This window comes from Labilithrix sp., from assembly GCA_019637155.1.
In the GTDB taxonomy this organism is placed as follows: Bacteria; Myxococcota_A; Polyangia; order Polyangiales; family Polyangiaceae; genus Labilithrix.
The window spans coordinates 178,153-189,998 of the sequence record JAHBWE010000004.1 but is presented as its reverse complement, the minus strand read 5'-3'; the positions used below and the strand labels follow the sequence as shown (position 1 = coordinate 189,998).

The window sequence follows — 11,846 nt, the reverse complement described above, 5'->3', positions numbered from 1 at the left end:
GCCGTGCTCTTGCGTCGCTTGCTTGGGACCGCCGCGATCGTCGGGATCGTGCTCGCCGGAACCATGCGCCCGGCCGCAGCCGACGACGACAAGACGACCGCCCACGCCCTGTTCCTCGCCGGGCAGAAGGCCTTCCACGCCGGCGACTACAAGACCGCGGGCTCGATCTTCGAGGAGGCCTACCGCAAGAAGCCGCACCACGACGCGCTCTGGAACGCGGCCTCGGCGTGGAACCGCGCCGGCGAGGACGTCCGCGCCGCGAACCTCTACGCGAAGTACCTCCGCGAAGCCCCCACCTCCGCACAGGACCGAAAGGCCGCCGGCGCCGCGCTCGGGACCTTGACGTCGAAGCTCGGCAAGGTCGTCGTCCACGCACCCGCGCTCTCGGACGTGAAGGTCGACGAGACGCCGAGCGATCCGGACGGCCTCTTCGTCGCCCCCGGCGAGCACGTCGTGAGCGGCCGGAGCGGCGACGTCCCGGTGAAGAAGACGGTGACGCTCGCGGCGGGCCAGACGCTCGAGGTCACGCTCGAGCCCCCTCCCCCGCCGCCGAAGAAGCCCGAGCCGGCGCCACCGCCTCCCCCAAGGAAGGAAGAGCGCTTCCACCTCCCGTGGGTCGTCGTCGCGATCGGCGGCGCGCTCGCGATCACCGGCGGCGGCGTCACGCTCTGGTCCGGCCTCGACTCGAGCACGAAGCGCGAGCGGTTCCGCGATCGCGTCGACTCCCGCGAGGCGACGAAGCAGGAGCTCGACGACGGGCGCGCGACGCAATTCCGGACCAACATCCTCCTCGGCGCGACGATCGGCGTCACCGCGCTCACCGGCGTCGCCGCGCTCTTCGTCGACTGGGGCGGCACGAAGTCGGGCGGCCTCTTCGTGCGCCCCGCCCTCGGACACGTCACCGTCGGCTACCGGCACTGACGTCACCCGCTCATGACACTGATCTCGGCGATCACTCCATGATCGATCCGCAGAAACCCCGTGAATCCTGCACCTATCGCGCGGCACATGGGTTGCTGCAGGTGGGAGCATGTCGTTCCTCAAATCGGTCGCCATGATCTCCCTCCTCGCCCTCGGCGCGTGCGCGACCGAGATGGCGGACGAGGAGAGCGGAAGCACCGAGTCTCGGATCACCGGCGCGACGACGGAGGGCGCGACGCTCGTGACGACCGCGCGCCTGAACCTGCGCGCGACGCCGTCGACCTCGGGGAAGATCCTGCTCACGATGCCGCTCGGCGCGAGCGTCACCGCCCTCGCGGCGAACCCGAAGGGGGAGTTTTACAAGGTCGAGTACGACGGCAACGAAGGCTGGGCGAGCGGCCGCTACCTGAAGGCCGAGAGCGGCGCGCCGGTGAACGTGAGGGCGGCGGAGGACGAGGCCGAAGCGCCGGCGCCCGAGCCGGCCGACGAGGCGGACTTCAACGGCCGTAAATACTCCGGCGTCACCATGCTCTGGCAGGGCAACTGGGACTTCCTCATCAAGTGCGATTCGTACTCGCGCAAGGCCGGCAAGGTGACCTTCTACTGCGGCCCCTCGGAGTCACGCTCGTTCGTCGACGACGAGGCCTGGATCGCGGTCCCGAGCGGCATGATGTCGAAGAAGCTCTGCAACACGAAGGCGCGCGTCTGCAAGGGCGACGCGTGCGTGGTCGCGACCGTCATCGAGCGCTCCGTCACCGCGAACCGCTGGGAGGGCAGCACCGCCGTGCTCGAGGCGCTCGGCGTGAGCCCCAGCTTCAAGAGCTGCACGAGCTCGCAAGGCACCGCGACGGGCGTGACGGTCACGCTCGAGTGACGTCGAGCTCCGGATAGCGCCGGAAGATCCCGTCTTCGTTGAAGGCGAGCCGCCGCGGCGACGCGAGGTACTTCGCGATGTTGGGGCGCACCGCGACGCGATCGCGCAGCGCGAGGACGCGCGGGTGCTTCTTCCTCGTGTTGGCGAACGCCTTCGGGAACGCGTAGGCGAGGCCCTGCACGATCTGGAAGAGCGAGAGGTCCACGTACGAGAAGCCGGGCCCCAGGAGCGTGCCCGCGACCTCGTTGTCGTGGATGCACGACTCGAAGAAGCCCAAGAACTTCGGCACGCGATCGGTGAGGAACGCGGCCGCGCGCTTCTTCGCCTCCGGCTTCTGGTCCTCGTAGTACTGGCTCGTCGCGATCGGGTGGTGCGTGTCGTGCGCCTCCGCGACGAAGTCCGCGATCGTGAGCTGGAGCTGGAGCGCGCGGCTCCGCGTCCCCGGCTCGCTGTCCGGGAGGAGCGACCGATGCTTCGACGCGAGGTAGTCGAGGATCGCGGCCGTCTGCGAGACGAGCACCTCGCCGTCCTTCAGCACCGGCGGCGCGAAGTGGCGCCCGCCGCCGGCCTTGCCCTGCAAGACGGGCATCATCTCCTTCGTGCCGCTCTCGCGCGCGACGTCGACGTACGCCAGGCCCGCGTCTTCGAGCGCGAGGCGGACGAACTCGCCGCGGCCCTGGATGCTCGGCCAGTAGTAAAGCTCGTAGGTCATCGCCGAACAGCGTAGCAAATCGAAAGGCCGCCTCGCTCTCTCGAGCGGGCGGCCTTCTCCGTGTCCGACGGATTTGCTGGATCAGCGGACGTCGGCGTCGCTGCGGGAGCGCGCGCCGTCGCAGCCGCACGCGCCGTAGCTGATGTTCTGGTCCGGGATGCCGCCGCCGCACTGGCTGCCGGTGCAGCCGTCGGGCTCGGGCGGGCAGACCTCGGGATCGTCGCTCGGGCCCTGGCAGGCCTCCTCGTCGTCGACCGCGCCGCCGGTGCGGCCGCCGTTCGTGTCGTTGTCGTTGCCCGCGCTCGCCGTCGCCGACGCGCTCTCGCCGCCGCCGCTCGAGCTCGACGAGCCCTGGTTCGGGTTCGAGCCCGACGAGCCGACGCCGTCGCTGTTCGCGTCGCCGCCGCCGCCGTTCGGGCCGCCGCTGCCGGTGGCGCTGCTGTTGCCGTTCGGGCCGCCGTTGTCGCCGCCCTGGTTCGGGTTCGAGCCCGAAGAGCCCGAAGACCCCGAAGAGCTCGAAGTCCCCGTGTTCGCGCCGTCGCGGCCGTCGTCGCCGTCGGTGTTGCCGTTCGGGCCGCCGTTGTCGCCGTCCGTCGTCTTGTTGATGCCGCCGCACTGGCCGCTGCACACGCCGTCGTTGTTCTCTTCGCAGCTGCCGCCGGTGTCGCCGCCGTTGGTGGAGGACCCGTCGTTCGCGCCGCCCGACGACGAGGCGTTGCTGCTGCCGCCGATCGGGTTGCCGTTCTCGTCGCAGATCTCCTGCGACTTGTCCGCGCCCACCGCGTAGGTCGCCTTCGCCGTGCCGCCGGCGCACGCCACCTTCGCCGAGAGCCACGTGCTGAGCTTGTCGGTCCGCGCGACGTAGAGCTTCCCGGTCGTGAGGCCGCGGCCCGACACGACGCCGATGATGCCCTCGTCGTTGTAGACGGCGCCGCCCGTGTCGAGCGTCTCGCCGCCCTTCATCTCGCCGAGCAGGTTGTTCGGCGTCGTCTTGACCTTGTTCAGGAACACCGACACGTGATCGAACTTCGCGCCGGTGTGACGGACACGCGTCGCCTCGAGACCGTTCACCGGCTTGCCGGCGACGAGCTTCGGGTACGCGTCGAGCTTGATCGGAGCGTCGAGGTGGATGACGCCGACGTCGTGACGGCGCGGGTGCGCCAGCGTGCTGTCGTAGGTCATCCAGTCGTAGGTCATTCCGCGCGAGCCGGTGACCTTGGTCTTGCCGTCCGCCGACGTGATCTCCCACTTCCCCTTGCCGGAGATCGCGTGGCCCGCCGTCAGCACGAGCCGCGGCGCGAGCAGAACGCCGGAGGCCGTGCCGACCTTGTTGCCGTTCGAGTCCAGGAGGCTGATCGAGACGCTCGCCGCGCTGGTCGCCTGCGCGGTCGAGACCGGTTCCTTCTCCGGCGCGCTGCACGCGACGAGCGACGTGCCGATCGACGAAGCAAGGATGGTCGCGCAAAGAGCTCCGAGAAGACGCGTCGCGTTCATCTGATTCAGCCTCCGCGCCGATGTAGTGCACGGACCCTGCCACGCGCTGATCCGAGGCCGCACCGCAAAAACCCCGATAAAATGTGGGTGATCCCACCTCGAGAGGCCTGCGTGCGGTAGACCTCACGCTGGATCGGACGTCCGCAGGGGACGCCGCTCACCAGTGTCGAACGCGTGATCTGGCTGGATTTCTGCGGCGGCGACACAACAAAAGAACAGCCACGATGAACGCTGGCGATCCGTGGACGGAGCGCGCGACGTTGCAGCCTTCGTCCTCCGGCGCCGGCGGCGGCGCGGACGTCGCCGGCGGGGCGCTGGTCTCGAGCGGGCTCGGCTGCCCTTCGATCCAGGGCTCCTGCCCGACCTTCGCGTAGCCGGACCGGATGAAGTCGCGATGGCCGGCGATCGACGTGAAGATGTTCGTCGCGATGTTCGTCGCGCCGTCGTCGACGCACCCGCCCGCCCCCGCGCCCTTCTTGCCGTTGCCGCCGCGCGAGAGCGCGCCGATGACGGCGCCGGTGCCCGCGACCGCGGGGCCGCCGCTGTCGCCCGCGCACGTGCCCTCGGAGGTGCGGAACTCGGTGGGGCTGAGGCCGTCGGCGGGCCCTACCTCGAGGATCTTCACGCCGCTCCGCTCGAGGCGCTTCGGCGGATCGTTCTGTGTCTCGGAGATCCCCCACCCCACCACCGTGACGATCTCGTTCTCGTTAGGTCCGCCTTCGAGGCGGATCGGCGTGATGACGGCGTCGGGCACGTCGCGCTCGAGCACGATGAGCGCGATGTCGTTGTTGCAGATCGTCGTCGCGCCGGTCGTGAGGAGCTCCACGCCGCGAATGGGCTTCGCCGTGCCGGCGAGGAAGTCCGGACGCTCGCGGCCGCCGAAGACGTAGACCTTGCTCGGCTCGAAGTCGCTGTCGACCCCGCCGCCGGAGATCGGCTTGCCGGTGGAGTCGCACGCCGCGCCTTCGTCCGTGTTCGCGACGCAGTGGCGCGCGGTCAAGACGAGCCGCGGCGCGAGGAGCGATCCGGTGCAGCCGCTCGCGGCGCCGCCGCCCTTCGCGAGCGCGTCGTAGTGCATGACGAGGACGGTGGAGTCGCTCTCTGCGCCGGACTCGGTGCCCTTCACGATCGCGGACGCGGCCGTGCCGGTGGGCTCCGGCGCGCTCGTGCAAGCGCCGGCGAGGAGGAGGAGCGCGAGAGGACGAAGCTTCAAGGCCGACGACGCGATCCCAGCGCTCGGTCCTCCGAGCGCGCCTTGCCCAGCGCGACGAGCGCGAGGAGCGCCAGGAACGCCGCGCCGGCGGGGGTCTCCGAAGACGGCGCCGAGCGGCAGCCGCCGTCGTCGCCGCCGGAGGACGTGCCCGCCGCGGGCGGCGCGTCCACACCCGGGCCCGTGCTCGCGCCGCCGCCGTCGGGCGTCTCCGCGTCGGGAGGGAGCGGATCGGCGAAGCGGATCGTGAACGGCGCGTCGCTCTTCTTCGTCGTGACGCCCGCGACGACGACGAGGACCTCGCCGTCCGCGTTGGCGGGGAGCTTCTTCGCCTTCGCGAGCTGGAGGGTGCCGTTCTCGAACGGGACGACGACCCCGCCGTTCCGCGTCGCGTCGGTCTCGAGCGCGATCGCGGCCTCGCCCGAGAGCTTCCCGCGGTACGCGAAGTACGAGAGCCCCGACGTGATCGCGCTGAGGCCGTCCGCGAGCTGCCCCATCTTCACGCCCGGGTACTTCGCGGCGTCGGGATAGCCGCCGGTGGAGGCGACGTCCTTCGTCCCGACGTTCCACGCGCCGAAGAGCGGGTACTCGTCGGCGAGGGAGGAGCCCTTCGCCTTCAGGAGCTCGTCGATCGCGGGGAGCGGCTCGGCGCCGGTCTCCTCCTTCTCGTAGACGGAGCGGATGAAGTCGGGGCCGTGACGGAGCGAGAGGAAGAGCGGCCACACCGACGCGCCGTAGAGGTAGCCCGCGGTCACGCCCGACGGCGGCGCGTCGAGGGAGCGGGTCGGCTCGGCGAAGAACGCCGGCAGCGCGCGCTCGAAGTCGGCGAGCTCGGGGTGGACCCGCTTCATCGCCCACTGCGCGGTGCCCTCCGCCCAGAACGAGGCGTCCCCCGGTTTGTATGTATTTTGCACGGCGTGGAAGAGCTCGTGCGTGACGACGGTGCGGAAGCCTTCCTCCGCGTCCGCGTAGCCGCGGTTCTTGAACGTCGACTCGACGAGCGCGAACGACGAGCACGCGCCGCCGTTGCACTCCACGATCGTGGAGCCGTCGGCGCCGTTGAACTTCACGAGGTAGATGTCGACCTTGTCGTCGCCGCCGTTCGACGGGCAGGCGGTGTCGCTCGGGACCGCGTGGTAGCCCCACTCCGCGAACTCCCGGAGCGCGGTCTCGCCCGTCTCCGCCGCGTAGGCGACGGAGTCCGGCACGCCGTCGGCGCGCGTCGACGTCAGCACCGGCGCGTGCGCGCCGGTCTTCGCGTAGTGGACCCGCACCTTCGTGAGGGCGAAGGACGCGACCTCGGCCGCGCCGTAGTCGTAGCCGTTGAGGCCGCCGCTGTCGGTCGGCCGGCCGGCGCAGGCGGCGGAGGCTTCGCGCGCGGCGAGGGTCGCGACGACGGCGACGAGGGCGACTGTGACGCGCTTCAAAGCTTGCTCACCTGAAGGAGGTAGTACGCGGTGACGGGGTTGTTCGTCGTGCCGTCCGGGTTGGCGGTGTTGCTGATGATGCCGACCTTGTGGAGGGTGCCGTCGGCCGACTTCACGACGAACGAGGTGCCGGGCTTGGCGCTCGGGATGTTGTTCGACTCGGCGTAGTTGTACCAACCGCTGAAGGTGGTCACGATGAACGAGGCCTCGTCGATGTTCCGCTCGCAGTCGCCGGTGAAGAAGACCTCGGGCCGGACGCCCGCGCCGTCGGCGGCGGTGACGGCGCCGAAGTCCTTGTTGACGAGGCGCCCTCCGCCCTCGCCCGGGCCGGCGTCGCCGCCGTTCGTGTAGATGTCGACCCGCTTGAGCGCGAGGTCCCAGTCGCTCGAGGTGAAGGACTCCTGATCGGTGATGTCGACCTTCGTCCCGTCGAGCTTGATGTAGACGCGCGGGTTCTTCTTCGCGTTGTTGATGCCGCCCGCGGTCGCGTCGACGAAGATCTTCGTGACGCCGTCCTCGTTCGAGAGAACCTTCACCTCGCCCGTCGACGTCGCGGCGACGGGGCCGAGGTGCGACTCCCGCGCGGCGGTGCACTCCACCTTCGGCGTGTCGTCGTCGTCGTCCGCGGGCGTGGTGCCCGCGTCGGGCGCGGGGACCACCTGGTAGACCGTCTCCTTGGAGGAGCACGCGAGCGTGGTGAGCGTCGCGACCGGGAGCACGAAGAGGAGCTGTTTGTTCATTGGACCGCCTTCACGCGCATGACGACGGTGCCGACGCTGGTCGCCGTCGCTCCTTCGAACCGAGAGAAGCCGACGAGGTAGCGCTTCTTGCCGTCCGCGCCAACCACGAGCCACGCGTTCTTCGCGGGGGCGACGGGGCTCGCGCCCCTCTCGAGCCAGAGCAGGCTGAAGGCGCTGACGACGCGATCGCCGCGGAGGGCGGCGCCCTCGAAGCTCGCGGCGGTGACGGCGTCGAAGCGCGCGAGCTCGCCCTCCTCCGTGCGCGCGCCGACCTCGTCGGGGGTCTCGCTCGCGACCTTCTCCGCCTCGAAGTCCACCGCGGTGACGCCGCGCGGCCCGCCCTCCTCGCCGTTCACGGAGATCGCCTCGCGGCGGAAGCAGAGGTGCCACGCGGAAGACGCCCGCTGCTCGGCGGGCGAGAGCATCGTCCGCGCGTCGGTGCCGAGATCGAGGCACTCGCTCTTCGCGTCCGGAGCGCCGTTCGCGCCGCCGGCGGTGCCGTCCAGCTTGTCGAGCACCTTCGCCGGCTGCCCGACGAGGCCGTAGCGGATCTTGTAGAGCGCGCCGACGCTGGTGCCGTCGCGCTCGCCGTAGTAGCCGAGGACCTGGACGCGATAGAGCTTGTCGCCGTCCTTCACGCCGAACACGTGGAAGCGGCTGTAGAGCACGTGCTCGGGCGCGCCGGAGTAGAGCCACCAGCGGATGAACGCGCCGCCGGTCTTGTCGCTGAAGAGCGGGACGCCGGTCGGCGCGACGTCCTCGAGGAAGACGATCGGCTCGAGCGGTCCGAACGCGCTCCCGGCGCCGCCGCCGGAGGGACCGCTGTTCGTGAAGACATCGGTCCCCTCGAACGCGAGGTCCCACGTCTTGTCGGTGGCCGGCGCAGCGGGTGTCTGGATCGACGCCGGGCTCGCGAGCGAAACATGGACGCGCCCCCCCTCCGGCACCGGAACGCGAAGCTCCTCGCCGGTCGAAAACTCGACGCCTCCGCCGTCCTCCGGAACGCCGCCGTCCCCACCCGGCGTCGCCTGGTTCTTGTTGCCGACCTCTTCACTGCAAGCAGCAGGAGCAAGGACGAGCGCAGCAATCGAAAGGAGAAAAGAACATCGCATGGGCGAGCCCCTTCCTTATAGCGCACGGACGGCTCGGTTCAGGGCTCGGGGACACGTCGCCACGACGGCCGCAAACGCTGACCGCGAACGGGCTGGCGAAGGGGCCCCAGAAGCGGCCGCGCAAGCGGGCGCGAAGCGCCCCGGCGTCTTCGCCGGGCCGTGTCTGGGGTGGGCTGTCGGGGCGAAGCCCCGACGTTGAGTAAGTGAGTGCTAAGCTTGGGGGTTCGATGTCTCGTCTCCCAGAGAGCCGCCGGCCGATGTGGGCGCTCTTCCTCGTCGCCGCGGTGGCGAGCGCGTGCAGCACGCAGCCGCGTGTGAGGAGCATCGTCGCCGCCGACATCGTCGCGCCTCCGCCGCCGCCGCCTCCGCCGAGCCCGGTCGACGAGATCGCCGACCTCGAGCCGATCCTGCGCAGCGATCCCGAGCTCGCCGCGTGGATGGACGACGCGCAGAAACGACGGCTCCAGGTCCTCGTCGCGGTACCCGAGAAAGAGGAGGGCGCGCAGCCCACCCTCCGCCGGATGGGGTACCGCGCCGACGCCGAGTACTTCTACCCCGCCAGCGCGGTGAAGCTGTGCCTCGCCACCGCGGCGCTGGAGAAGCTCGACGAGATGCGCGAGAGCTACGGCGTCAAGCTGAAGCCCTCGACGCCGCTCCGCTTCGTCACCGGAGAGGGACGGACCCGGCGTGTGCTCGACACCTCGCTCGGACGCGACATCGAGCTCGCCCTCGTCATCTCCGACAACGACGCGGCGAACCGGCTCTTCGCGTTCGTCGGCACGGAGGAGCTCGCGGAGCGCCTCGATCGCGTCGGGCTCAAGCGCACCCGGATCGTGCAGACGCTCGGCGAGGTCGTGCGCGGCCCCGAGCCGATGATCGAGCTCCGCGCCCCGAGCATGACGATCCCGGTCGGACGGCGGATCGGCTTCCCGCTCACGCCGGCGCCGCCGCCGATCCTCGTCGGGCGCGCGCACGTCGACGCGCAGGGCCGCACCGTCGCCGCCCCGCTGGACTTCGCCGACAAGAACGCCGCCCCGCTCCGCGAGCTCCAGGACCTCCTCGTGACGATCATGCGCCCCGACCTCGTGGCCGAGCGCCCCGCGATCGCCGCCGCGGACCGGACCGAGCTCATCGAGGTCCTCGCGCGGCTCCCGAGCGCGCTCGGCGGCCGCTCGCGCGCGCGCGCCCCCACCGCCCGCGATCGCGACGCGAAGCCGCTCCACGTCGCGATCGCGCAGACCGCGCCGCCGGGGGCGATCAAGGTCTCCGGCAAGGGCGGGCGCGCGTACGGCTTCTCGGTCGAGAACGTCCACGCGGTCGACACCCGCACCGGTCGCTCCTTCTTCGCCGCCGCGACGATCCTGTCGAACGAGAACGGGACGATGAACGACGACCGCTACGACTACGAGTCGGTCGCGAACCCCTTCATCTCCCGCCTCGGCGTCGTCCTCGCGCAGAAGCTCCTCGGCCCTCAGGGCTGATCCCACGGCAGCTCGGCGCGGAGCCCGACGTAGAGGACGCGGCCGAGCGGCGGCCGGGTGTCGCCGATGCGCCCCGGGTCCTGCCTCACGTCGGTGACGTTGAGCGCCCCCACGTAGAGCTGCGAGCGCGGCCAGAGCGCGCGTCCCGCGCGGAGGTCCACCGTCTGGTAGCCCGGCGAGCGCATCTCCTCGTCGAGGAACGAGCTCGTCGTCACGCGCACGCGCGTGATGAACTCGAGCTTCCACCCCGGCTCGAGGCGGAGCGAGCTCGTCACCGCGTGCGGCGGGCGGCCGGGGAGCGGCCGCTCGTTCGTGTCGTCGCGCGTCCACGTGTAGGCGTAGCTCGTCTCCGCGCTGATCCACTTTGCCGGTTTGAAGCGCGCGTCGAGCTGGCCGCCGGCGGTCCGGGCGCGGCCGAAGTTGGTATACGAATACGTCGCGACGGTGCCGTCGAACACCCCATTACCGAGGTCGAGGTCGATGAGGTCCTCGACCCAATTCGCAAAAACGGAGCCACGCAGCAGCGCCGCGTCCGCGGCGCGCCCCGGCAACACCGTAATATCGGCGTTCACGCCCCACGATTTCTCCGGGTTCAAATCGGGATTCCCGTTGATCCGATATCCAAATACGGAGTGGTCGAACACGAAGCCGAGCTCCTTCGCGCTCGGCGCGCGGAAGCCGCGGCCGGCCGACGTGCGGAGCGTGACGCGCGGCGAGACCTGCCACGAGCCGGCGAAGCGCGGGGTGAAGGAGGCCCCGTAGCGCGTGTGGACCTCGGTCCGGAAGCCGGGCATCAGCGTGAGGGGGCCGACCTTCCACGTCGTCTGGGCGTACAGCGCGGCGGTGCCGTAGGCGAGCGGCGTCACCTCCGGCGCGGTGGTGGTGACGGGGCCGTCGGCGGTGCTCGAGGTGCGCGTGAGCGTCTGCGAGAAGTGCTCCGCCTCGAAGCGCGTCCCCGCGACCCAGGTGAGCGGGCCGTTCGGGATCGTCGCGACCGCCTCGATGCTCTGCATGCGCTGGGTCCGGTCGTGCCGCTCGTCGATCGGCGAGCTTCGCCGGTCCACCGCGGTGAAGTTGTCGAACTGCTGCCGCCCCACCGTGAGCCGCAGCGTCGACGCGTCGCCGATCCTCGTCTGGTGGATGACGTGGAACGTGTAGCGATCCGTCTCCGCGGGGCGGTCGGTGATGAAGCGGCCGAGCCCCGGCGCGAGCCGAGACTCGACGCCGTCGTTCCGATCGCGGAAGAGCCGCGCGCGCACGCGGACGTCCATCCGATCGCTGAGCCGCACGCCGGCGCGGAGGCCGACCATGCGCCGATCGGTCTCCGGGATCCGCGTGTCGGGGAGCCCCGCCGTCTTCTCGACGCCGTCCATTCGCGTGTAGTTTGCATCGACCTGCGCCCACGGATCGCGGAGGCCGAAGAGCGGCGTCTCGCTCTTGAACGCGCCGTTGCCTTGCAGCACGACGCCGTTCAGCGAGCGGTACTCTCCGCGCGCGCGGGCGCTCGCGCCGTAGTCCCGCGGGGGCGCGGTGATGATGTTGACGACGCCGCCGAGCGCGGCCGAGCCGTAGAGCGAGCTCGCGGGGCCGGTGACGACCTCGACGCGCGAGACGTCGCCGATCGGGATCGCGGAGAGATCGATCGCGCCGCCGACGTCGCCGACGACGCGCTCGCCGTCCTCGAGGATGAGCACGCGGTCGCGGTCGAAGCCCTGGATCTGGAGCGCGCTCACGCCGCCGAGGAACCCGTAATTTCCGGGGTTCACGACGAGGCCGGGCTGGGTCGCGAGCGCGTCGGCGACGCTCACCGCCCCGCGGCGCTCGGCCTCCTCCCGCGTCACGACGTCGGTCTTCACCGTCGCGCGCTGGATGTTC

At 70.9% G+C, this 11,846-nt stretch carries 10 protein-coding genes; 3 read left to right on the top strand and 7 right to left on the bottom strand.

The window, feature by feature from the left end; all coding sequences use genetic code 11:
• Positions 1–3 precede the first annotated feature (3 nt).
• Complete coding sequence (locus KF837_09420) at positions 4–921, top strand: hypothetical protein (GenBank protein MBX3227523.1); 918 nt, start codon at positions 4–6, stop codon at positions 919–921.
• A 109-nt stretch (positions 922–1,030) separates the two neighbouring features.
• On the top strand, positions 1,031–1,795 hold the full coding sequence (locus tag KF837_09415; protein ID MBX3227522.1) for an SH3 domain-containing protein: 765 nt from the start codon (positions 1,031–1,033) through the stop codon (positions 1,793–1,795).
• On the opposite strand, the gene KF837_09410 is transcribed toward KF837_09415, so the two are convergent.
• The 6 genes from KF837_09410 to KF837_09385 form a co-directional block, all read right to left on the bottom strand.
• Complete coding sequence (locus KF837_09410; GenBank protein MBX3227521.1) at positions 1,782–2,507, bottom strand: glutathione S-transferase; 726 nt, start codon at positions 2,505–2,507, stop codon at positions 1,782–1,784. The genes KF837_09415 and KF837_09410 overlap by 14 nt on opposite strands.
• Before the next feature lie 81 nt (positions 2,508–2,588).
• On the bottom strand, positions 2,589–4,001 hold the full coding sequence (locus KF837_09405) for a hypothetical protein (protein MBX3227520.1): 1,413 nt from the start codon (positions 3,999–4,001) through the stop codon (positions 2,589–2,591).
• A gap of 157 nt (positions 4,002–4,158) precedes the next feature.
• On the bottom strand, positions 4,159–5,214 hold the full coding sequence (locus KF837_09400; protein ID MBX3227519.1) for a trypsin-like serine protease: 1,056 nt from the start codon (positions 5,212–5,214) through the stop codon (positions 4,159–4,161).
• Positions 5,211–6,638 carry a hypothetical protein gene (locus tag KF837_09395; protein MBX3227518.1) on the bottom strand — a complete coding sequence of 476 codons (1,428 nt, stop codon included), beginning with the start codon at positions 6,636–6,638 and terminating at the stop codon, positions 5,211–5,213. The genes KF837_09400 and KF837_09395 overlap by 4 nt, the downstream gene beginning before the upstream one ends.
• Positions 6,635–7,378, bottom strand: coding sequence for a hypothetical protein (locus KF837_09390; protein MBX3227517.1), 744 nt, complete (start codon positions 7,376–7,378; stop codon positions 6,635–6,637). Before KF837_09390 ends, KF837_09395 begins: the two co-directional genes overlap by 4 nt.
• Positions 7,375–8,490 carry an HmuY family protein gene (locus tag KF837_09385; protein MBX3227516.1) on the bottom strand — a complete coding sequence of 372 codons (1,116 nt, stop codon included), beginning with the start codon at positions 8,488–8,490 and terminating at the stop codon, positions 7,375–7,377. Before KF837_09385 ends, KF837_09390 begins: the two co-directional genes overlap by 4 nt.
• A 227-nt stretch (positions 8,491–8,717) precedes the next feature.
• Here KF837_09385 and KF837_09380 point away from each other — a divergent pair, with 227 nt between their 5' ends.
• A complete protein-coding gene (locus KF837_09380) occupies positions 8,718–9,971 on the top strand; it encodes a serine hydrolase (GenBank protein ID MBX3227515.1) in 1,254 nt (417 codons plus the stop codon).
• On the opposite strand, the gene KF837_09375 is transcribed toward KF837_09380, so the two are convergent.
• On the bottom strand, positions 9,962–11,827 hold the full coding sequence (locus KF837_09375; GenBank protein ID MBX3227514.1) for a TonB-dependent receptor: 1,866 nt from the start codon (positions 11,825–11,827) through the stop codon (positions 9,962–9,964). The genes KF837_09380 and KF837_09375 overlap by 10 nt on opposite strands.
• Positions 11,828–11,846: the final 19 nt, after the last annotated feature.